The sequence below is a fragment of the Flavobacterium sp. CFBP9031 genome (assembly GCF_034044945.1).
Lineage (GTDB): Bacteria > Bacteroidota > Bacteroidia > Flavobacteriales > Flavobacteriaceae > Flavobacterium.
The window spans coordinates 230,253-252,376 of the sequence record NZ_JAXCWF010000006.1; the positions used below are offsets into that span (position 1 = coordinate 230,253).

A 22,124-nucleotide genomic window follows, 5' to 3' on the forward strand; every position below is an offset into this window, starting at 1 on the left:
GATTAAGCATTCAGATTATTTATGTTTTTTTTTGCAGGCATGAATTGTGCCATTCTAAAATAAAGAATGCTTTTAACTTTTTTTTATCAGCCCTAAATTCGGCTTTTTCTTTAACAATCAAACTGCTAAATATTGATAATCAGCTTATTTGTTTTACTTAAGCAAAAGTCTTCTTTCTATTACATTTAAGGATGTTTTAGTAGGATTTTTAGCTTTTTTAAGCTTATGAGAAAAAAAGAAAATTACTTAAGACTTAAGCTTATCAGATCGATAATTCGAAAGATTAGAAATAAATTCTAAAGGCTCTACATAATGTGGATTTTTGCTGATTTTTCCATCTTTTATAACATAAGGATGTGTAAGCAATATATCTGTAAGTGTACTTGGGCTAAAACTGCTGACATCGTACATACAAATTAGGGAAACTGCATGTTGTGGAGTTAACAGATTTAATTTGGCTTCATATTTTAAAAGTTCATCAGTTCCTGGCAGATTCTTAAGAGCCCAAATCATATCTCCACACGCCCTTACGCTATCATATCCAGATCTTGAAGCTGATAATAAAGTCTGTTCAAGCGTTTTATACATTTTTTCGGCAGCAAACTCGCCATCTTTTATATACGTATTTTCAGAAGCTAGCACTTCTAATTGACCACTCGCGAGTTTTTGAGCAATAGATATTCCATTATCTGCCAGACAACGACAATGTTCTCCATGGCGGTTTCCTTCAAGGATATTAATCACTTTATCATTCGTTTCCAGTCCCTCCAAAATATAAGGAATAATGACTTCATACTGTTGTTCTCTCGAATCGAAAAAACCACAAATATGCATTGGAGCCGAAAATGATTCTCCACATACCGAAAAAGACATTTGTTTGTTCATAACTCAAATATCGCAATAAGCTTTTGCTTACACAAGTACTACATTTTAAAATTTCAATACCATTTCGTGTTTCAATTTTCCCAATATAAAAAGGCATCAAAAATCAACTCTACGTTAATAATCAATGCCTTAATAATGATACTATACTAAATGATGCCTATTCTTTCGTTTTAAAAACTTTATAAAACACAAAAAGAATACCGAGCCAAATCGGAATTAATTCTACAGATATCTCCATATTCGTCATCCACATAATGGCTAAAATACCCAATAAAAACGCGAAACAGATGTAATTGCTTATTGGATAAAATATAGAAGCAAACTTGGTTTTGGTGTTTTCTTTGTCTTTGGCACGTCTAAATTGCAGATGCGTATACGAAATCATAACCCAGTTAATTACCAAGCAAGACACGACTAAAGACATTAAAATACTAAAAGCTTCTTCTGGAATTATTTTGTTTATTAAAATACAGATAGCCGCAAAGCATGAAGAAACTAAAATAGCATTAACTGGAACCGATTGTTTGTTTAACTTCTTTAAAAATTTAGGCGCACTATTCTGATCTGCCAAACCAAATAACATTCGCGAGTTACTGTAAACACTGCTGTTGTAAACAGATAAAGCGGCAGTTAATACAATTAAATTAAGCACATTGGCGATAAGACTTGTAAAAAATATTTTGTTTCCAAAGAGCTCAAATTCCATTCCGTTTAAGTTTTGAAAAACCATTACAAACGGACTACTGTCAGTCGTAATTTGTCTCCAAGGCGACAAAGCAAATAAAATGACCAATGCTCCAACGTAAAATATAAGGATTCTATAAATAACCTGATTGGTAGCTTTTGGAATGTTTTTTTCTGGATTTTCTGCTTCAGCAGCGGTAATTCCAATAAGTTCCAAACCACCAAAAGAAAACATAATCAGAGCCATTGCTGACAATAAACCTTGAAAACCGCCATTTCCAGTTTTTTCAAAAATCCCTTTTGGAAAAAAGCCTCCGTCGTTATATAGATTATGAATTGTAGCGTGCTCTCCTCCTGTTCCGCTTATTAGCAGATAAGTGCCAAAAAGAATCATGGCAATAATCGCAACCACTTTTATAATTGAAAACCAAAATTCTGTTTCTCCGTACACCTTTACCGAGGCAAAATTTAAGGCATTAATAACCAGAAAGAAAAATAAACTGGATGCCCAAAGCGGAATTTCGGGCCACCAAAACTGCACATAAACTCCAATGGCTGTAAGTTCGGCCATACTTACCAGAATATACAAAATCCAATAATTCCAACCTGATGCAAAACCGGCAAAAGAACCGCAATATTTATAGGCAAAATAACTAAAGCTTCCAGATACGGGTTCTTCGACAACCATTTCTCCAAGTTGTCTCATAATAAAGAAAGCGATAATTCCGGCAATAGCGTATCCTAAAATAACAGATGGCCCTGCTAATACGGCCGCTGGACCAATGCCAAGGAAAAGACCTGTTCCTATAGATCCGCCTAAGGCAATTAACTGAATGTGTCGGTTAGTTAGTCCACGTTTAAGCTGATTCTCTTCTACAGCATCATGATTATTTTTCACAGATTTTGTTTTAAGGTATTTAAATGTATTCAGAATGTATAAAAAGCGAAGATAAGTTAAAAAAGCAATCACACAAAGCATCGTTCTGTGACTTCTTTTATAATCAAATATAAATATTCTTTTTTTAGCCGTTGAACTAGCAAATCAACAACAAGCGATATTCTCCATCATTTTCTTTTGGCGCCCTATGAATACAAGGCTTTACTTGCTGTTTTGGATGATCGACGGCCAAACGCCAAAGGTGCATTTGTCCTAAATTAATAGGTTCTGCACCTTCATGCAATTGATAATGCAGGTCAAAGAAATTTTCTTTTAAAAACTCTTCGAATTCTTCCTCTGCTCCATCATGCAGTTCTTTTAGTTTTGCTCGAATTTCTGGAATTAAAATTTTCTGTTCTGCCTGCGAATTAGGAATTATATCACTTGCTGTTCCGTGATAAGTGCACAAAAATGTATCGGTTGCAATGGGCGAACGATCAACGTGAAACGAATATACATCGGTAGATATGAAATCAAATTCGTCATCGCGCTCGTAACACTTCAGTAAATTAAGAGAAGGCGAAGCGCCAAATTCAGTTAATAGTTGCAAATCGGTTAAGATTATTTCTCTGGCTCTATTTCCTTTTTCAGATAATTGAAGCGCGATTAAATCTTCTGGATAAATTTCTGTTATATTTTCTTTTAAACTTAATTGATTCACAATCTCTTTAAAATCCCCATCCAGATTTCTGTACCAACATAATGCATTCATTTCTTCCTTAAAATCGGTATGCACAAGCTCCGAAAAAGTAGAGACCACGCCAATTTGACTGTTGGAAGAAAATGTTTTATTCATAGTTTGGATATTTTAGATCGATTGCAAAAATAGGCAATAGCAGTTGCTTCTTACCTTTTTATGCATTTAATTTTATTTGATGCTGCGCTCTTTTCTTAAAGAAAAGCTACTGCTTTTTAATAGCAAATAACCATGAAATCAGGTATTGTTTACTGCATCTTGCATTGGTAAATTTGTTATGAACTAAAAAAAATATAGAATGATAGATACTAATGTTGATGGTTTTAAAGTAATGAAGTCATTTTCTTTAAAAAATAAAACTGCTCGTTTTGTAAAACAGCTTTTTTATGTTTCCATTTTAACCGTGCTTTTCTCGGCTTGTTCAAGCAGTGATAGTGAATCAAATAACAATGAATCTGATTATTATTTTAAAGCCACTCTAGATGGTCGTAAAATAAATTTTCATAATGCCAACTTTCAGGCCTCTGGCAACGATAATCGATTTGAGTATATTATACTCGGGGGATATGAAGCGCCTTATCCTAAAACTGCTGGTGAGCAACTTCCTCCATCATTAGATTTTGAAATTTGGAAAATTGGAGGAAACATCACCGCAGGCACTTATTCTACTCCAGCAGAATTAGAAATGGTGGCCCGATATGCTGTTCAAACCGCAAACGGAACTATTTTGTATAGTACTCGAGCTGCCGATGACGTTTTTATAGTAAAAATTGAATCTATAAGTAAAAACGGAATTAAAGGCACCTTTTCTGGAAAGGTTCGAAATCTAGAATCAGGAGTAGCAGTAGAAATCACAGACGGATCTTTTAACCTTCCGGACTCAGACATAATTAATCCGTAAAGTAGGATTTCTAAAATTAGAAAAGGTGTTTGAAACTCTCAAACACCTTTTCTACTTCTATTAATATTTATTAATGTAAACCGTTTTCTTGTTTACAAATTCCTGAATGCCGTCTTGCGAAAGTTCACGGCCATATCCGGAGTTTTTAGTTCCGCCAAAAGGCAGCCTCTGATCACTCTTTACCAGTTCGTTTACAAATACTGCTCCTTCATTAAATTTGGGCACTAATCGGAATGCTTTTTCGAAATCTTCTGTAAAAATGGTAACACCAAGTCCGAATGGGCTATTGTTTGAAAGTGCAATAGCTTCTTTTTCATCCTTAAAAGTCGTGATTCCAATTAATGGACCAAAAACTTCTTCTTTAAAAATCGACATATCTGTCGTCACGTTTCCAATAACAGTCGGTTCAAAATAAGCCTTATTCCTTTTGCCTCCCAATAAAACTTCACCGCCTTTATCCAATGCATCTTGAAGCTGTTTTTCCAATTCTTCAGCAAGGTCCAATCTTGCCATTGTTCCTATTGTTGTTTCTTCACTCAAAGGATCGCCCGAACGAAGTTTGCCAACTTCTTCGATAAAAGCTTTTGTAAACTCATCTGCAATAGACGATTCTACTAGAAGACGTTTTCCGGCAATACAGCTTTGCCCCGCATTCTGAAAACGCGCTTGTACACAAGTTTTAACCGTTTTCTGCAAGTTGCAATCTGCAAAAACCACCAAAGCATTACTGCCTCCTAACTCTAAAACTGTTTTCTTAATTTCATTTCCAGCAACCGCAGCTACGGCTCTTCCTGCCGCTTCGCTTCCTGTTAGTGTAACTGCTTTAATTTTAGGATTTTTAATGATTTCTTCTACCATTTTACTTCCAATAGGCAAATTAGTAAAACATCCTGAAGGAAAGCCTGCTCTATCAAATATTTTTTCAATGCTCATAGCACTTTTCATCACATTGCTGGCATGTTTTAAAACAGCAACATTTCCGGCCATTAATGCTGGAACCGCAAAACGCATCACTTGCCAGAAAGGATAATTCCATGGCATAATGGCTAAAACAATTCCTATTGGTTCGTAGCTTACATAACTCTTATGGGCTTCTGTTTCTATTATTTTATCGGCAAGCATCTTTGAAGCATTCTCAGCATAATAATCACATAAAGTGGCGCATTTTTCTACTTCTGCCAATGCCTGAGTAATCGGTTTTCCCATTTCTTGGGTAATAATTTCGGCATATTCGCGTGCATTTTTTCGTAGCTCTTGACCAGCGGCTTTCATTAACACGGAACGTTCAGAAAAGGGAATTTCTTTCCAAATCGAGTATTGAGTATCAGCTTTATCAATTGCATTTTCTACTTCTTTCCTATCAAACTCAGCAACTTCATAGACAATTTCTTGATTATAAGGATTTATAGACTTTATCATAACATTATTTTTTATCGTATTTATTTAAAAACGATATAAAAGGTACAATTTATTTTTAGTTTTTAAATTGTGTAAAGCTTGTTTTTTTGATGAAAGTCTCTTTTTAAAACAAAAAAAGAGACTGCCTAAACAGTCTCTTCTGATATTCTGATGTTAGAAATTCTTTTTTCTATAGTTATATTACATTATGTTAAAGCACCTAATCTGAAATATAACAGAATTTGAAATTCTTATCCTGGACAACTAGTACCAATTAGTCTACATAGCTGTTCTCCACTTGGATAAGGAGGACAACAATAATTACCAGGTTTTGGACATACTCCATCAACACACGCTAAACCTCCTTTTACACTTCTTTTTTCAATTTTAGTTAGCTCAGCAACACCGTCTAACTTTAAAATGTTTTTTAACATAGCATATAGTTTTTAATATTAGTTAATACTTCAATCAGTTTAAAGACACTTGAAGTTTATGTCTACTCTTGCGCAAGAATTTTTTATATATTTTTAAATACTATCAAACTACTTTTCTTAAACTTTTTGCTTCTGAGAAATCACCTAAAAAGTATCTTAAGTCACTTATTTCATACTCATGAGGAAAGATTTCATTATTTACAATTTTCACTGGCGTGTAATTAAATTGATTTTCACGACACCAATCGTATTGCAATTCCACCTGTTGATTTGTCTTCATGCTGATAGAACCTGAATTCCATTTCTCTAACCATTTATCCAATCCGACCTTTTTGATGTGCCAATCTGAAACTGCTTCTAAAACAGAGTCCTTATTTTTGCTATTAATTTCCAATAATTGATCTACCACAATTTTATATGGATTGTTCGTGTTATCAGGATTAATATTGAATAAAACTTTAAGAGATATTTTTTCTGGATATTTAGTTATTAATTCCATAGATTCCGCAAAAGCTTTATGGCAATACCCGCAACTTGGACTTAAAATAATTAGAAGTTCAACATCAGCATCAATTTTACCAAACTGAAGACCTTCTAGCTTATTAAAACCAGCCAAAACCGGAATCTCCTTTGTCAACGAATTGAAGACTCCAAAATTTCTTTTAAATTTTTTCAATTTGTTTACCTCTTCTTCTGCTTTCATTTTACCTGTTAAAATAGGTTTTATTGCTAACCAAGAGGTTCCAATTAATATTAACGAAAACAAATAAGGAAAAAGACTAGATGAATTGTAAACAAATGGCTGCAACATAAAAATCCAAACAGCACTTTGAAGAATTATAATAGCGGAAACTGTCAAACACAACAAACACCACTTTTTAAGTTGCCATTTTTGTATATAAATAGAATAAGCAATTACAGGAAGAGATAGTAAACTTAAAAGTCCAATTACAACACTTGATCCAGAAGGATTGGCTAGTACCGCAAGTAAATTGACACCGAAAAAAAGAACAGGTAAATCTGCAAAGTTGATCCATTTATTAATCTCTCCTTTATTGGAGCCAATTACTGAGTCACATGATGCGCTAGGACTCATACTACAAAATTTAGATACCATTTCGTTTTTTACACCTAGTTTTTCTTGAACTATAAAAACGCTGAAAACAAGGCCTGCAATTGAGGTTAAAAGCAACAGAATTTCGCTAATGCCGTAACTATTATAAACAAACGAAACAATTACCAAAGCAAGAATTGCTAAGGCATAGTTGTGCCAATTTGAAGTTGTTTTAAAGCCGGCTGATTTTGAAGTTTCATTGGGTTCAATAACTGCTACAATTCCATCCCACTCTTGGGTAAAATCATCAAATGGTAAAACCTTCTTTCCTTCCTCTTCTGACTCAATAGTTATGGTGTCTTCTTTTTGAGTTGCCAACACTATATTGTTTCTGTGTACGGCTATGAAAGAATCTGGCAATTCAGATAATTGTTCTTTTTGAATTCTTACGGCTACATTTTCTATAGATAATAAATCAAAAGTATCGGTAATGGCAAATAAGCTGGGAAAATCAGGATGAGATTGAAATAGGTCTTCGAATTCTTCTGTTTGATCTTTATAATTATTGATGCTTAAATACTTTTGAACTAATTGTACCATGTCTAAAGATTATGTTTGTTTTTTGTAAATGTAATTTAAATCTTTCAAAACAAGCAAGGTTTTTCAGTAAAAAAAATAGTACATTTTGGCATATTTTTTGATAATTTCGACAAAATCATACGATATAAACACTATATCGACATATATTTTAACATATTATCAATATAAACAATCCAAGTATTTATTGATATTTTTGGGTATTCTAAGCTCAAAATGGATTATTCAATTAGTCATAAAAATCATTCTAGTTTTCTTCTAATAGGTCATCTTTCTATTTAGACATTTGTTAAAATGTGCATCTCAAAAAAGTTAAAATTTGCGTAAAAATCTTTTAAAAAAATCTCTCGAGATTCTGAGTGAGAGAAAACTTTTTTATATCCTAAATAAAACTAATAGCATCATTTTTCCTTTACACTTCTTTTAAACTGATTTCTACTCTAGCGACATTTTTTGCTTGTGCCGAAAAGCTTCTCAATATCAGTCTTATCTATTTGAGTTTGCAACAAATAGACACGCTGGATTTCTGTGTACGTAAAAACGTACTTTATTACTCCTAGTGTAAATTATTAATAATCAACTTTACACTTTCGGTTTCAAATACTACTATCTATTTTACTAACTATTAATTGTTTACTAACCTTAAAATTTAAAAAATGAAGAAAATCATAAAATTATCTTGTATGCTAGCTACTGCAGCATTGGTGTTTTATTCCTGCGAAAAGGAACAAGATTTAGAGGTATCTCAAACTGCTAAAAAAGATGCTGCCTTAATCGCGAATAGAGATACTGTTTCAAATAATTCTGCCATACAAGCCGGTACAACAGCAAAAGGAACTGCTGGCGCAAGAACCATTACTTTGCAAACCAACACCTTATCTTGCCCAGGTGGATTGTGTACTTCTTATGGCGTTTGGTCTACAGGCGTTTATACAGTTTGGTTTCAGATGAAATTTAACAACGGATTTTATTGGAGCCGAGGCGGAAAATGCGGATATGGTATCTTAATTGGTGACCAAAATACGGGTGGCGATGCAGCTTGGGATGGAAATGGCGGTAGCGCAAGGTTTATGTGGTATTGTCCAAGCGGTTCTAATACTGCTAAAGGAAGCGGCGCTTATCTTCAACCTTATGTATATTATAGAGATCAGCCGGGACAATATGGTAATGATTTCGGAAAGAAGTATTACATACAAGAAGGTGTTACTTATAATTGCCAGATATCTGTGAAGTTAAATACAGGATCAAATACCGACGGATATGTAAAATATTACGTGAACGGTACAGAGATATTGAACGAAAAAATTCGCTGGGTAACCAACGATGCTAAGCGAAATGTAAATGCAGTGAGTCTTCACACTTTCCGTGGAGGAAGTCAAAGCTATTGGACAGCTCCTGTAACAAGCTCTATCTACTATCCTAGTGCATCTTGGGATGCTCTATAGTGTTTAACGCACTTTAAAAAACATTTGAACCGAAAAAATAAACCCAACAACTTCGATGCTATTTATTATCATAAAAGCATCGAAGTTGTTATTAGTTAAAAGCTTTCTACAATTCCTTTTTGAAGCAAATACTAGTTTCTATTCCAGCATATTGTCCATAATTTTCGATAACAGTATACGTTTTAGTGTACAATGCAACTGCTTCTGTTTGCACATTACTAGTTTCTAAAACGGTCGATGCATAACCTAATTCTTTAGCCCAGTTTTCCAGCTCATTTAAAACCTTTGATGCAATGCGTCTTCCTCTATATTCGTCAGAAACAAACATGCGTTTTACCTCAACAGAATCATTATCAAACTGTTTTATAGCTCCGCAGCCCACCGCAATTCCGTTGATATAAGCAATAATGACGTGTTTAATGGCATCAACCTTATTAAATTGGTTGAAGTATTCCTGCATATCGCCATTTCGGCTTGCTAAATTCTCATCTAGTTTTACAATTAAACTGGCGAAATCTGCATTTTGAGAAGTCGTTCTTACAAGTTCCAGATTTTCAGTATATGCGTATATTTTCATATCTGTCAAATCTTCTTCTCTTTTTCTATAATCTTTTTTTAGAAGTCCTTCATATACAAATCCAGAACGTTCGGCTACTTTAATGCTTGCAGCGTTTTCTTCTGCAATTTTCATAAAAAGTCTATTAAACTTTTTAGTTGCAAAACACCAGTTTTTAAAAGCCGTTAATGCTTCGGCAGCATAATTATGACCGCTGTATTCTTTGAAAATAAAATAAGCCAATTCGCCTTTTGGAATTCTCCAATCAATTTCTCGTACAGATACATGACCAATAAGTTCTTGGTTTGAAAATATACCGCAAGCATAACTTTTATTTTCTTGCCAATCTATCTCTTTCTGCTCCAGATATTTTTTTGTCGATTCTAAGCTATCATTCACTTTTATCATGTTTGCAAAGTAATCATACAAATATTCGCTGTTGTCGGTTATACTTTTAAAGAAGCGTTCGGAATCTTCGACTCTATAAGGTTTTATTAAAAGGTTTTGGGTTGTTATCATTTTGTGGTTCTTTGGCGTTGTGTTTTTCTAGGGATAAAACTAGACAAAAACCTAATGCGTAAAAATGCTATTTTTTAATTTGTTAATGCGTTTTTTGCATTACGCTCCTTTTTAACCATTCGTTAAAGTGTATTAAAAAATAAATACCAAAAATTAAAAGCCGACTCGTTTCTATTTATATTTTTTAAACAACGCTGCCATGGTCTCCACATCCAAAGCCTCCAAATCATTAAGTTTTAGCGACTTGACCATCTTAAGTGTAGATGTTTTGTAAAGTAAAAAATGAGGCGTTTTTAAATGAGACTGATATGCTTCATTATTAGCATAAATCTCTAATATTTTTATCTGATTTGGATGCTCTTTTTGAAACATTGGAAAAATAGCAATCACTCCAGACTCCAACCTTATAGATGCCTCTGCTTCTTCTTTAAGAATAGCTTTGTATTGCTCCAGATAATCGGGTATTATCTCAACTTCTGCAATGCGAACCATGTGATCTTTATTTTGTGCCATAATACCAAGTGAGAAAAAAGTAAATAAAAACGATACTTTTATTTTATTCCAAAATACATTCATAATTAATTCTTTTGTCTTGAATTTATAATTACTCTAGTTTAAATTCATTACTAGTGCTTTTAAATATACTGAAAATATAAACATCTGTCCGCATAATGGTTTTGGGTAATAGTGTTTAAAATACTTTAAATCGAAAAGGATTCCAAAACTAAATCAGTTTATTTTTAATCTCTTTGTATTTCGAACGGCCAATGGGTAGTAAGTCACCGTTTTTAAGCTGCATGCTGTACTTTCCTCCTGCTTCTACTACAATTTTGTCTGCTTGTTCCCAACATAAAATATACGATTTATGTATTCTTTCAAATGTTTCAGGAAGCAGTTTTTCTAAAGCTTCAAGCGATTTATCGTGCAATTCTATTTTGTTATTTGCCAAATGCAATTCGGTATAAATCCCTGCCCCTTTGATGTATAGAATCTCATTAATGGGCACGAGTCTAAATGTCTTTGCTTTTCTTACTGCCAAAAAACGAATATCTCCGCCCGATTGTTTTCCCTGTGTCGTAAAACGCATAAAGGCTTGCTCCAATCTGTTTTGATCGAAAGGTTTGGGTACAAAATCCAAAACTCCATAATTGAAAGCTGTAATAGCTTTATCGGTATAAGCCGAAATAATAATGGTCTGAAACGGTCCTGCCACAAAAGTCTGCAAGATTTCAAATCCGTCTTCTCCATTCAAATTTAAATCTAACAGCAGAAGATCGATCGGATTATTCTCAATCGCTATCAATCCGCTTTCGAGAGAATCAGAAAGTAGAATTTGCACGTCTTTGTCAAAAAAATCACGAGTCATTCTTTCTACTCTTTTGGCAATACGAGCTTCGTCTTCAATTATGAGTATCTTCATCTCAATCAAAAATTTTAATGATGGTCTCCCACCCTTTTTCTACAGCATGAGAATCAAAAGACCACTTGTTGCCATAACTTTCTGTTAGTCTAGCTTGAATGTATTTAAATCCAGTTCCTACCCGCTTATCTTTTTTAGTTTGCCGATTTTCAGCAAAAGTCAATAAAGTGTATTCTTTGTATTGTTTTTCTCTGGTGAATTTTAAACAGAAAACAATGCAGCCTTCTTTTGGCGGAAGACTATGCGTAATTCCGTTTTCTATTATAGTATGAAAAATAGCTGGCGGAATCGTTTCATTTTCGTCTATTCTTTCTTCCTGCCATTCATAACAAATTTCTTTACGAAAAGACATTACCTCCAAATGTCTTCGGCACAAATCAATCTCTTGCCTGATTGGAATAAGTGTGTCTTCGGCAATATCATTCATTATATCAAATTCTTCCGCTAGAGCGCGAATAAAAACAACTCCTTCTTTAGGCGATTCCTCAATCCAATCAATCAGCGAGGTTAAAGTATTTCGAAGAAAATGCGGTTGAATATTTTTCTTAATCAGTTCCAATTGCAATCTGGAAGAAAGCAGCAATGATGCATTATGAGCTTCTTCCATTGCTTTTGCCCGTATCGTATGGAGATAAAGCATGCAAAGCACCAAAATGGTAAAAGCAATAAACAATCCGAAGTCATAAAACATAAAATAATTGACCACTACTCCTGCCAATAAACCCGCTGCAACAATAAGTCCGCCTTTTGCTTTTCTAATAGCGGCTTCAATAGCGATTACAATAGAAAAGAAACGAGCAGTTATAGTAAAATAAGCAGCTGAAATATCATAATGCCCATAATAGCCAATATAAACCGCTAAAAGGACAATGAACAAAAAAAACAGCACTAGTTTCTTTCTTTTAAATTCAAACTGTAGCATAAAATACCACGGTATGAGCATTGAAACAGCAAAAGTGAGCCACCCGATAATCTTTAAACGGGTATAAAATTCATTATAAGGAATGTCTAGATAATACTTGACATATTCGATAATGAGCAAACAAAAGAAAAGCAGGCAAATAATTCCGAAAAGCAAAACGGCTAGTTCTTTTCGGGTACTATTGAGATAGAGAAAAAAATAGTAGATGCCTGCAATAAGAAAGGCGCCTGCCATAATATTCATAAAAGAAACCACGATAAGTGGTGAACGTTGAAGTTGCAGATAATCTTTAAGTTTTACATCAATACCGCGCTGTGCTTCTCTATTGTAGGTTTGCGAACCCATTAAAACAACGGTGTGTTTCCCAAGTTTAGACAAATCGTTTGGTATTTGGTAATAAGATGTTTCTGTTCCTGGTACCTCAACACGATCTGCTTGTGCCATTTGACCATTTCTCCCAATCAAAACTCCATCCCAATACACATCAAAAGCACCAAAGGCATTTATTTGAAGCCCTAACGATTGAGAAGTATTTTTTCGTTTTTGTATTTCAACGTCTGTTTCAAATCTAAAACTCGAACTATCCGGTTTACCCCAATCCATCTTCTGATGATTGTAATCAACATCATATGTTACATCGGTTGTAACGTACTCTTTGTAATAGTTACAAGAGGTACACATGAGAAGAAGTAAAACGATAAAAAAGTAAGATTTATACATAAGATAAAGATAGAACAAATATCGAATTGCCAAATGCTTTTGAGAAGCTTATAGAGCCGTTTGAATGTTTTCGAAAACGGTGCTTTCTTTTATGAATTAATCTTGTACAACAAAATCAATCAAAATGAAATCTCTAATAATCAAAACCTTAATTCTCTTTATTCCATTTTTAGGAATAGCACAGCAAACCGTTATTTCTGGTAAAGTTCAAGACGGCGCTACAAAAGAAACACTGCCTTATGTAACGGTAACCATACAAGACAATGCATCAAAAACATTGGCCACAGCCATAACAGACGACCTTGGCTTATTTACTATTGAAGCAACTCCAAATGGTTCGATCACTATCTTGTTTAGTTACACGGGTTATCAAAATCATACCCAATCTTTAATTGCAGGAAAACAAAAAATTGATTTGGGAACAATTGATTTAATTACCAATATGGTACAATTAAAAGCAGTTGAAATTAGCGGTCAAAAATCGAATGTTAGTTTAAAACTAGACAAAAAGGTTTTTGAAGTGGGTAAAGATGTGCTTTCGCAAAATGGCTCTGCTCACGATGTATTAAATGGAGTTCCATCTGTCGCTGTTGATGCTGCGGGAACGGTAAGTCTTCGTGGAAATAGTAATGTTTTAATATTAATTAACGGAAGACAATCTGGACTTACCCAAAGCAATGCGCTTGACCAGATTGCAGCCGACCAGATCGAACGAATTGAGGTTATTACCAATCCTTCTTCAAGATATGATGCTGCGGGTTCTGCGGGGATTCTTAATATTATATTGAAAAAGAACAAAAAAAGCGGTTTTAGCGGTCAGGTTAGATTGGTTGCCGGCTCGCCAAATGATAGTCGTCTTAATCCGAGCCTTAATTTTAAATCAAACAAAATCAATATTTTTTCCAATTTCAGTATTCGTTCTAGCGATTATGTGGGTTTGTACACCACCGATCAGGTAACCAATAGCACCACTTCTCCAAATTACATGCATCGCGTGCAGAATGAAGATCGTCACGACGATGGAAAATTGCTTTATATGGGTGCGGATTATTTTATTAATGAACATCAAACCATTACGGCTGCTTTTTTAAAGAATGCCACACATGATAATGATAAAACCGATTTGCGTTATCAGTACGATAGTGATCTAGGCCATACAACACCTGATAGTCTTTTGACAAGACACGGAAAATCATTGGAAAAACGGGATTACAGTCAGATTGAGTTTAATTATACACGAACATTCCAACAGAAAGCAAAAAAATGGACTATTGACGTTCAATACGATTGGTGGAACAGCGACAAAAAATGGGATCTTTCTACACAGCGTTTGCTTCCAGACACAATGGTTTATCCTGGCATTAGAACAAGTTCTATAGGAAACAGCAAAGATTTTCTGGCCAAGACCGATTTTATTCAGCCTATTGACAGTCTTTCTACTTTGGAATTTGGATTAAAAACTGAAATCAGAACGGTTACGAGCAATTATCTGGCAGAAGAACAACAGGACAATAATTGGATCGTTTATCAGAACATTGATAATGATTTAAATTACGACGAAACCATAACGGGCGCTTATACGCAATTTAGCAGTAAAATCAACAAGTTTAGTTATATGTTGGGCTTAAGAGCCGAGCTTACAGATATTGCCATTAAAGATGTAGAAAATGCTTATAGCGATAAAAAAAACTATAACAAACTCTTTCCTACTGTCAATCTAGCTTATAAGTTTGATGCTTCGTCATTGCAGTTAAATTACAGCAAACGCATTAAACGTCCGTCATTAAATGCTTTATATCCTTTCAATGAAGTCACCGATTTAAATGCACAATATATCGGAAATCCTGATTTAAATCCTTCCTACACAGATGCATTTGAAATGGCATTTCTTAAAAATTGGAAAACATTTACTTTGAATCCTTCGCTTTATTATCAATACGAAAAAGGCTTTATTCAAGATTATACGTATCGCCAAGATGATATCTTTCTAACAACTCCCATAAATATTGATTACGAAATAAGAAGCGGAATTGAATTATCGACATTATATAATCCGTTAAAATGGCTTCAGGTTAATGCCGAAATGAATTATTATCACTTCAAACAAAAAGGAAATTATAGAGACGAAAACCTAGATTATAGCAGTCAAAACTTTACTGCTCGATTAAGCACGCAGATTAAACTTCCTGCTAAATTTAGTTTTCAAGGCCGTTATAACTTTCGTGGAGAAAAACGCAATGCACAAATTACCAGCGAAGCATTACAATCAATTGATTTCGGGTTTAGCAAACTCCTCCTTAAAGATAAAGCCACTATTGTTTTTGATGTTACCAATGCTTTTAATCTTCGCCAATACAAAAGCGTTACAACGGGAACAGATTATGTCATTAAAGATAATAGCATTCCAAATGCAGCGAGATATCGCTTGAGTTTTGTTTATCGTTTTAATCTAACCGATGCAAAAGCAATTCGACAAGCCAATGATGCCAATAGAGATTGATGTTCGTACAATAGTTAAGAAAAACAAGAAGTTGTAGTATAAAACAGAAATAAATGAAGAAAATAATCATTATATTCACAGTACTTTTAACTGCATGTAATTCTAAAAAAAAAGTATGACTTCAACAGAAATATTTCCAAAAGGAGAACCTCTTTCTAAAGATTGGTTTACAGGCAATGCATTTTTGAAGCCTTTAATTGCAAGAGATAAAAACAATGAGTTTTCAGCAGGCAGCGTAACTTTTGAACCTGGAGCGAGAACGAACTGGCATACACATCCAAAAGGTCAAGTTCTGTTGGTTATTGAAGGCCATGGACTTTATCAAGAAAAAGGCAAACCTGCTGAAATAATTCAAAAAGGAGATGTAGTCAATATTCCCGAAAATGTAGAACATTGGCATGGTGCGAGCGCAACAACTACAATGGTTCATGTGGCAATCACTAACTTTAAAGAAGATACTCAAGTAACTTGGCTCAATCCTGTTACTGATGAAGAGTATAAAACTGCAAATGAAAACTAAATCATAAAAAAAGCCCTCTATAAACAGAGGGCTCTTTTCATTCTTTTTGTCAAAACTTATCGCCAGCCCAATGCAGGTGCAACGTGTTCTAAAATAGAAGACAAAATATGAATATTGTAATCTACACCAATGGTATTCGGAATAGTTAGCAATAAAGTATCCGCTTCTTGAATAGCTTCATCTTGAGCAAGTTCTTCAATTAGTTTATCGGGTTCTGCCGCATAGCTTTTACCAAAGATGGCTCTTTTGTCTTGCTCGATATAACCAAAACTATCATTGCCTTTGGCTTGTCCGCCAAAATAATATCGATCCTGCTCATTGACCAATGCAAATATCGAACGACTTACCGAAACTCTCGCTTCACGCTGATGTCCTAAATTTTTCCAAGCTTCTTTATACAATCTTATCTGTTCGGCTTGCTGCACATGAAAAGGTTTTCCGTTTTCATCGTACTTAAGCGTAGAACTCTGAAGATGCATTCCGTTTTCGGCAGCCCAAACCGCCGTTGCATTTGACGCCGCTCCCCACCAGATTCTTTCTCTTAATCCTTCAGAATGCGGTTCAATACGCAATAATCCAGGCGGATTTGGAAACATTGGGTACGGATTTGGTTCTGCAAATCCTTCTCCTTTAAGTTTATCCAAAAATTCTAGTGCTTTCTTACGGCCCATATCGGCATCCGTTTCTCCTTTTTCAGGTTCATAACCAAAGTAACTCCAACCGTCAATAACTTGTTCTGGTGATCCTCTACTAATTCCTAGTTGCAAACGACCTTCTGATATTAAATCGGCAGATCCAGCATCTTCTACCATATACAATGGGTTTTCATAACGCATATCGATTACGCCAGTTCCGATCTCGATTTTACTTGTTTTCGCTCCTACTGCCGCAAGCAAAGGAAAAGGCGATGCCAGTTGCTGCGCAAAATGATGTACTCGAAAATAAGCACCATCTATACCTATTTCTTCAGCAGCCACTGCTAAATCAATGGATTGCAACAATGTATCTGCCGCAGTACGAGTTTTATATGACGGATGATTAGCCCAATGCCCAAATGATAAAAATCCTATTTTCTTCATAATGGCTTTATTTTTTTATTCTCTCAAATATACGCATCAGAACCGATTAATGCTATACTTTACTCCATAATTGCACTAATTCTAAAAAAATACATAATTGGAATTTGATGCATTTTTATAATGTGCTTTTTGACAACTGATAAGAAAAAGAAAACATTCTTTCAAATTTCAATTTCTTAGGGGCGGCTTCCAATTTGCAACGTTAAGTTTCAAGTTTTCTTGTTTCAAGTTATAACTTGAAACATATCCTCCTCAAAATCATGCAATTATTCTCACTTTATGACATATTTTTGAATGGCCTAAATAATTTCTTCTTAAACGCCTCTCCCATATCTTTTCGTACTCCTCGATTTTCATAATCAATTATTGATATATCTAAACTAAAAACAAATAATTATGGATTGGATTATTACTACATTAAAAGATTATCCCGAACTGGCAATTTTTCTCACGCTATCACTAGGTTATTTTATCGGAAAATTTAAAATCGGAAGCTTTTCTTTAGGAACGGTTACCAGTGTTTTGCTTGTGGGAGTCTTAGTCGGGCAATTAGACATTGTAATTTCTCCCAACGTTAAATCTGTCTTTTTCCTTATGTTTCTTTTCGCCGTTGGATACAGTGTCGGACCCCAATTTTTTGGAGGTTTAAAAAAAGACGGGCTGCCTCAAATGCTTTATGCCGCAGTAGTATGCGTTTTATGCTTGATCTGTCCGTATCTAATAGGAAAGATTATGGGCTACGACATGGGATTAACCTCTGGAATGCTTGCAGGCTCTCAAACCATATCTGCGGTAATTGGTGTTGCGTCTGACACTATCAATCAGCTTAGTATTCCTGCCGATCAAAAAACGGCTTTAATTAACAAAATTCCAGTTGCTTACGCTGTAACGTATATTTTCGGAACTGCTGGATCTGCTTGGCTATTGGCTTCTCTTGGTCCAAAACTATTAGGTGGAAATCTGGTGGAAAAAGCAAAAGAACTCGAGATTCAGCTTGGAGGAGATGCCATTGGCGATGATCCAAGTATTGCCTCTGCTTATGATCGTGTAATATACAATGCCTATCAGATTGCCGCACATTCTTATGCTAACAACAAAACAGTTGCAGATGTCGAAAATGAATTGGAAAGAAAAGGCAGACGTTTGTTTATACAGCGAATTCGAAGAGGAAAAGAGATCATAGATGCTAGTCCAGAATTTGTAATTCAAGAAAATGATGTTGTCGCACTCGGCGGAAGAAGAGAATACATGATGAACTATGTTGCTGTAAATGAAAAAGAAGTTCTAGATATCGAACTTCTTAATTTTCCTGTAGAAGTTTTAAGCATCTTAATTGTAAAAAAAGAAGTCATCAACAAAACCATTGCCGATTTGCGTCATTTAAAATACATGCACGGCGTGGTCGTGAGATCTTTAAAGCGAGCTGGAATCCAGATGCCCATATTACCCAATACTGTTCTTCAAAAAGGAGATATGATCGAACTAATTGGTATTAAACGAGACGTAGATCAAGTTGCGACACATATTGGATATCCGGACCGCCCTACAAATTCTACAGATATGGCCTTTGTTGGTTTAGGAATTGTATTAGGCGGACTACTTGGCGCATTAACCATTAAAGTTGGCGGAGTACCAATAAGCCTTAGTACCAGTGGAGGTGCCTTAATATCTGGACTATTCTTCGGATGGCTAAGAGGTCAGCATCCTACTTTTGGGCGAATTCCAGAGCCTGCCTTGTGGATTATGAATAATGTTGGTTTAAACATATTTATCGCTGTAGTGGGTATTACAGCGGGACCAAGTTTTATCGTAGGTTTTCAAGAAGCTGGATGGGGGCTTTTCATCGCGGGTGCTGCAGCAACAGCCATTCCGTTAATCCTCGGACTTCTTATAGGGAGATACATTTTCAAATTTCATCCTATTATTACTTTAGGATGTGCTGCTGGGGCAAGAACAACTACTGCCGCCTTGGGAGCTCTGCAAGATGCTGTAAAAAGCAAAACCCCTGCATTGGGTTATACCGTGACCTATGCAGTTGGTAATACGCTGCTCATTATATGGGGTGTCGTCATTATTTTAATCATGAGTTAGTCGAATTTTTATATAATCTCTAAATATTTTAGTTATGGCAATTGATATTTCAAAAATAAAAACATCAAGAGAGGTAGAAAAAACACTTCAGACCCTCAGCCCATTTGAAATTAAAAATGAATTAATTCATTTGGCAGATGAAAGTGCGCTTAAATCTACGGCGATAACACTTAATGCCGGAAGAGGAAATCCGAACTGGATTGCTACAGTTCCTAGAGAAGCTTTTTTCCTTTTCGGACAATTTGCATTAGAAGAATGCCGCAATGTTATGGAAGAACAAGGCATTCTAGCAGGAATTGTACAAAACAAAAGCGGAGTGGCTTCTCGTTTTGAAGCTTTTTTATTGAAACATAAAGATACTCCTGCTGCTGCACTTTTAGAAAAAACATATCATTATGGTGTAGACAAACATGATTTTGATGGCGATGCGTGGATCCGTGAATGGATAGAAGCTGTAATCGGATTTAACTATCCTGTCCCAGATCGTATGCTAAGTCAGATAGAAATTATTGTTCATGATTATTTGGTACAGGAAATGTGCGGTGCAGGAAACAATAAAGGCAAATATGATATTTTTGCTGTTGAGGGCGGAACAGCTGCAATGTGTTACATTTTTGATTCGCTTATGCAAAATCACCTTACCGAGCGTGGTGATAAAATAGCCTTGCTTACGCCTACTTTTACACCTTATATCGAAATTCCGGAATTAGATCGATACAAATTTGATGTCGTTTATGTAGAAGCAAGTGGAGTTGGCGAAAACGGATTCCATACTTGGCAATATCCAAATTCTGAATTAGATAAGCTTAAAGATCCTGCGGTTAAAGTGGCTTTTGTGGTAAATCCGAGCAATCCGCCATCTTCTGCAATGAGCACTGACACGCTCAATTATATCGCTGATATAGTAAAAAATCATAACCCAGGTTTGATGGTTATTACAGATGACGTTTATGGAACTTTCGTTAATAATTTTAGATCATTAATGGCTATTATTCCACAAAATACCATCACGGTATATTCATTCTCAAAATATTTTGGCTGTACAGGCTGGAGACTTGGAACGATTGCCATTCATCAAGACAATATTTTCGATAAAAAAATTGCCGATTTAAGTCCAGAACTTAAAAAAGAACTGCACGATCGTTATTCTTCTCTAACATTAGAACCAGAAAAGATCAAGTTTATTGACCGACTTGTAGCTGATAGCCGACAAGTAGCTCTAAACCACACGGCTGGACTATCTCTGCCTCAGCAATTTCAAATGATGCTTTTCTCTGCATTTTGTTTATTAGATACTCAGGATGTTTATAAAACGCTTACACAGTCTATTATTCACAAACGCCTGAGCTTGTTATGGGAAGGATTAGAAGTTCCGATTCTAGAAGATCCGATGCGTGCAGGATATTATTCTGAAATCGATATTATGGTAGCGGCAAAACACTTTCATGGTGATGATTTTGCCAATTGGCTTAAAACAAATTTTGAACCCGTTGATGTTTTATTCCGTTTAGCAGAAAAAACAGCAATCGTACTTTTAAATGGAGGCGGTTTTGCTGGCCCAGAATGGAGTATCAGGGTTTCTCTTGCTAATCTTCCAACTGATAGCTATCTGATTCTTGGAAAAAATATCCGTAAAATTTTAATGGAATATGTAACCAGTTGGGAAAACTCAACAAAATAATAGAAGCTTAAATTAAAATATTAAACCTATGAAAAATTTATTTACTTTATTATTGTCCGTTTTATTAGTAACAGGTACTTATGCTCAAAAATTACCTAGAATTAAGATACTCGCAACTGGAGGAACAATTGCCGGACAAGGCGCATCTGCAGATCGCTCTGCTTATACTGCGGGACAATTACCTATAAAAGATTTAATCGCAGCGGTTCCAGGAATTGATAAAGTTGCCGAAATTTCTGGAGAACAGATTTCAAATGTAGGAAGTCAGGACATGACTGTGGAGATTTGGATTAAGCTGAATAAAAGAATCAACGAAATTTATAAAAATAATGAAGCCGATGGTATCGTAATCACCCACGGAACCGATACGCAGGAAGAAACAGCTTATTTTTTATCGCTAACGGTACGATCTGATAAACCCGTAATCGTTACCGGATCTATGCGTCCAGCAACAGCCATAAGCGCAGACGGTCCAAAGAATTTATATGATGCTGTAACTTTAGCTGCGTCTAAACAAGCAGCACACAGCGGTGTTTTACTGGTATTTAATGAATATATTTTTACAGGAAGAAATGCCGTAAAAACGAGCACTACTCACTTAAATGCTTTTACAGCTCCAAACAGTGGTCCAATTGGACAGGTGTATGACGGAAAAGTGACACTTTATGAAAGTCCAATTAGAAAAACCAATAAAAATACTCCGTTTGATATTACAGGCTTAACCACTTTACCAGAAGTAGCTGTTGTCGAATTATACGCTGATGCGCCGGCAACTGCCATAAATGCGTATGTAGCTTCGGGAGTAAAAGGAATTGTAACTGGTGGTTTAGGTAACGGAAATCTAAATAAAGTAAACTCAGATGCTGCGGCAAGCGCTGTTAAAAAAGGAATTGCTGTTGCAAGAGCTTCTAGAGTACCATCTGGAAGAGTTACTTTGTTTGACGAAACCGATGATCAAAAGCTTGGTACTATTGTCGCAGATGATCTAATTCCTCAAAAAGCGAGGATTCTATTAATGTTGGGACTTACCCAAACTAAAGACAGTAAAAAACTCCAAGAATACTTCTTTGAGTATTAATCCAAT

18 protein-coding genes are annotated in these 22,124 nt (G+C 35.2%); 7 read left to right on the forward strand and 11 right to left on the reverse strand.

The window, feature by feature from the left end; genetic code table 11:
- Window positions 1-246 precede the first annotated feature (246 nt).
- The 3 genes from SOM12_RS12475 to SOM12_RS12485 all read right to left on the reverse strand — a co-directional run bounded on the left by SOM12_RS12475 (window position 247) and on the right by SOM12_RS12485 (window position 3,302).
- Window positions 247-873, reverse strand: coding sequence for an MEDS domain-containing protein (locus SOM12_RS12475; RefSeq protein WP_320493639.1), 627 nt, complete (start codon window positions 871-873; stop codon window positions 247-249).
- Between the two features lie 169 nt (window positions 874-1,042).
- Window positions 1,043-2,467 carry an amino acid permease gene (locus tag SOM12_RS12480; RefSeq protein WP_320493640.1) on the reverse strand — a complete coding sequence of 475 codons (1,425 nt, stop codon included), beginning with the start codon at window positions 2,465-2,467 and terminating at the stop codon, window positions 1,043-1,045.
- Between the two features lie 136 nt (window positions 2,468-2,603).
- The gene (locus SOM12_RS12485; RefSeq protein ID WP_320493641.1) at window positions 2,604-3,302 is read right to left on the reverse strand and encodes a DUF1826 domain-containing protein; all 699 of its coding nucleotides are present in this window, start codon (window positions 3,300-3,302) and stop codon (window positions 2,604-2,606) included.
- A gap of 199 nt (window positions 3,303-3,501) precedes the next feature.
- Here SOM12_RS12485 and SOM12_RS12490 point away from each other — a divergent pair, with 199 nt between their 5' ends.
- Window positions 3,502-4,104, forward strand: coding sequence for a hypothetical protein (locus tag SOM12_RS12490; protein WP_320493642.1), 603 nt, complete (start codon window positions 3,502-3,504; stop codon window positions 4,102-4,104).
- Window positions 4,105-4,164: 60 nt separating this feature from the next.
- Here the strand turns inward: SOM12_RS12490 and SOM12_RS12495 are convergent, their stop codons facing one another.
- From SOM12_RS12495 to SOM12_RS12505, 3 genes are all read right to left on the reverse strand, one after another.
- Complete coding sequence (locus SOM12_RS12495) at window positions 4,165-5,523, reverse strand: NAD-dependent succinate-semialdehyde dehydrogenase (RefSeq protein ID WP_320493643.1); 1,359 nt, start codon at window positions 5,521-5,523, stop codon at window positions 4,165-4,167.
- Between the two features lie 230 nt (window positions 5,524-5,753).
- A complete protein-coding gene (locus SOM12_RS12500; protein ID WP_320493644.1) occupies window positions 5,754-5,936 on the reverse strand; it encodes a hypothetical protein in 183 nt (60 codons plus the stop codon).
- A 103-nt stretch (window positions 5,937-6,039) separates the two neighbouring features.
- Window positions 6,040-7,590, reverse strand: a complete 1,551-nt coding sequence (locus tag SOM12_RS12505; RefSeq protein WP_320493645.1) for a vitamin K epoxide reductase family protein — start codon at window positions 7,588-7,590, stop codon at window positions 6,040-6,042.
- A 653-nt stretch (window positions 7,591-8,243) separates the two neighbouring features.
- Between SOM12_RS12505 and SOM12_RS12510 the strand changes: the two genes are divergently transcribed.
- Window positions 8,244-9,032 (forward strand): polysaccharide lyase, encoded by a 789-nt coding sequence (locus SOM12_RS12510; protein WP_320493646.1) that lies wholly within the window; start codon window positions 8,244-8,246, stop codon window positions 9,030-9,032.
- A 106-nt stretch (window positions 9,033-9,138) separates the two neighbouring features.
- Here SOM12_RS12510 and SOM12_RS12515 read toward each other — a convergent pair whose 3' ends face one another.
- The 4 genes from SOM12_RS12515 to SOM12_RS12530 form a co-directional block, all read right to left on the reverse strand.
- Window positions 9,139-10,107, reverse strand: coding sequence for a GNAT family N-acetyltransferase (locus tag SOM12_RS12515; protein WP_320493647.1), 969 nt, complete (start codon window positions 10,105-10,107; stop codon window positions 9,139-9,141).
- A gap of 171 nt (window positions 10,108-10,278) precedes the next feature.
- A complete protein-coding gene (locus tag SOM12_RS12520) occupies window positions 10,279-10,683 on the reverse strand; it encodes a putative quinol monooxygenase (protein WP_320493648.1) in 405 nt (134 codons plus the stop codon).
- A 148-nt stretch (window positions 10,684-10,831) separates the two neighbouring features.
- Window positions 10,832-11,527, reverse strand: coding sequence for a LytTR family DNA-binding domain-containing protein (locus SOM12_RS12525; RefSeq protein ID WP_320493649.1), 696 nt, complete (start codon window positions 11,525-11,527; stop codon window positions 10,832-10,834).
- Window position 11,528: 1 nt separating this feature from the next.
- Window positions 11,529-13,169, reverse strand: coding sequence for a histidine kinase (locus SOM12_RS12530; RefSeq protein ID WP_320493650.1), 1,641 nt, complete (start codon window positions 13,167-13,169; stop codon window positions 11,529-11,531).
- A 124-nt stretch (window positions 13,170-13,293) separates the two neighbouring features.
- On the opposite strand from SOM12_RS12530, the gene SOM12_RS12535 reads away from it, so the two are divergent.
- Together SOM12_RS12535 and SOM12_RS12540 are read left to right on the forward strand one after the other, a co-directional pair.
- Window positions 13,294-15,669 (forward strand): TonB-dependent receptor, encoded by a 2,376-nt coding sequence (locus tag SOM12_RS12535; RefSeq protein ID WP_320493651.1) that lies wholly within the window; start codon window positions 13,294-13,296, stop codon window positions 15,667-15,669.
- Between the two features lie 115 nt (window positions 15,670-15,784).
- Window positions 15,785-16,189: a (R)-mandelonitrile lyase gene (locus tag SOM12_RS12540; RefSeq protein WP_320493652.1), complete on the forward strand. Its 405-nt coding sequence runs from the start codon at window positions 15,785-15,787 to the stop codon at window positions 16,187-16,189.
- A 56-nt stretch (window positions 16,190-16,245) separates the two neighbouring features.
- On the opposite strand, the gene SOM12_RS12545 is transcribed toward SOM12_RS12540, so the two are convergent.
- Window positions 16,246-17,268, reverse strand: coding sequence for an LLM class flavin-dependent oxidoreductase (locus SOM12_RS12545; RefSeq protein ID WP_320493653.1), 1,023 nt, complete (start codon window positions 17,266-17,268; stop codon window positions 16,246-16,248).
- A gap of 396 nt (window positions 17,269-17,664) precedes the next feature.
- Between SOM12_RS12545 and aspT the strand changes: the two genes are divergently transcribed.
- Genes aspT through SOM12_RS12560 form a run of 3 tightly spaced genes read left to right on the forward strand, consistent with a single transcriptional unit; the run spans window position 17,665 to window position 22,118 of the window.
- A complete protein-coding gene (gene aspT, locus SOM12_RS12550; RefSeq protein ID WP_320493654.1) occupies window positions 17,665-19,359 on the forward strand; it encodes an aspartate-alanine antiporter in 1,695 nt (564 codons plus the stop codon).
- Between the two features lie 34 nt (window positions 19,360-19,393).
- Window positions 19,394-21,040 (forward strand): aspartate 4-decarboxylase, encoded by a 1,647-nt coding sequence (gene aspD, locus SOM12_RS12555; protein WP_320493655.1) that lies wholly within the window; start codon window positions 19,394-19,396, stop codon window positions 21,038-21,040.
- Between the two features lie 28 nt (window positions 21,041-21,068).
- Window positions 21,069-22,118: a type II asparaginase gene (locus tag SOM12_RS12560; protein WP_320493656.1), complete on the forward strand. Its 1,050-nt coding sequence runs from the start codon at window positions 21,069-21,071 to the stop codon at window positions 22,116-22,118.
- Window positions 22,119-22,124: the final 6 nt, after the last annotated feature.

What these genes read in the sequence shown, in the direction of transcription:
- SOM12_RS12485 (WP_320493641.1), bottom strand. Translation starts at nt 3,302, where the DNA reads ATGAATAAAACATTTTCTTCCAACAGTCAAATTGGCGTGGTCTCTACT.
- SOM12_RS12490 (WP_320493642.1), top strand. Translation starts at nt 3,502, where the DNA reads ATGATAGATACTAATGTTGATGGTTTTAAAGTAATGAAGTCATTTTCT.
- SOM12_RS12545 (WP_320493653.1), bottom strand. Translation starts at nt 17,268, where the DNA reads ATGAAGAAAATAGGATTTTTATCATTTGGGCATTGGGCTAATCATCCG.
- SOM12_RS12500 (WP_320493644.1), bottom strand. Translation starts at nt 5,936, where the DNA reads ATGTTAAAAAACATTTTAAAGTTAGACGGTGTTGCTGAGCTAACTAAA.
- SOM12_RS12535 (WP_320493651.1), top strand. Translation starts at nt 13,294, where the DNA reads ATGAAATCTCTAATAATCAAAACCTTAATTCTCTTTATTCCATTTTTA.
- SOM12_RS12515 (WP_320493647.1), bottom strand. Translation starts at nt 10,107, where the DNA reads ATGATAACAACCCAAAACCTTTTAATAAAACCTTATAGAGTCGAAGAT.
- SOM12_RS12475 (WP_320493639.1), bottom strand. Translation starts at nt 873, where the DNA reads ATGTCTTTTTCGGTATGTGGAGAATCATTTTCGGCTCCAATGCATATT.
- SOM12_RS12510 (WP_320493646.1), top strand. Translation starts at nt 8,244, where the DNA reads ATGAAGAAAATCATAAAATTATCTTGTATGCTAGCTACTGCAGCATTG.
- SOM12_RS12525 (WP_320493649.1), bottom strand. Translation starts at nt 11,527, where the DNA reads ATGAAGATACTCATAATTGAAGACGAAGCTCGTATTGCCAAAAGAGTA.
- aspD (WP_320493655.1), top strand. Translation starts at nt 19,394, where the DNA reads ATGGCAATTGATATTTCAAAAATAAAAACATCAAGAGAGGTAGAAAAA.
- SOM12_RS12520 (WP_320493648.1), bottom strand. Translation starts at nt 10,683, where the DNA reads ATGAATGTATTTTGGAATAAAATAAAAGTATCGTTTTTATTTACTTTT.
- SOM12_RS12560 (WP_320493656.1), top strand. Translation starts at nt 21,069, where the DNA reads ATGAAAAATTTATTTACTTTATTATTGTCCGTTTTATTAGTAACAGGT.
- SOM12_RS12505 (WP_320493645.1), bottom strand. Translation starts at nt 7,590, where the DNA reads ATGGTACAATTAGTTCAAAAGTATTTAAGCATCAATAATTATAAAGAT.
- SOM12_RS12495 (WP_320493643.1), bottom strand. Translation starts at nt 5,523, where the DNA reads ATGATAAAGTCTATAAATCCTTATAATCAAGAAATTGTCTATGAAGTT.
- aspT (WP_320493654.1), top strand. Translation starts at nt 17,665, where the DNA reads ATGGATTGGATTATTACTACATTAAAAGATTATCCCGAACTGGCAATT.
- SOM12_RS12540 (WP_320493652.1), top strand. Translation starts at nt 15,785, where the DNA reads ATGACTTCAACAGAAATATTTCCAAAAGGAGAACCTCTTTCTAAAGAT.
- SOM12_RS12530 (WP_320493650.1), bottom strand. Translation starts at nt 13,169, where the DNA reads ATGTATAAATCTTACTTTTTTATCGTTTTACTTCTTCTCATGTGTACC.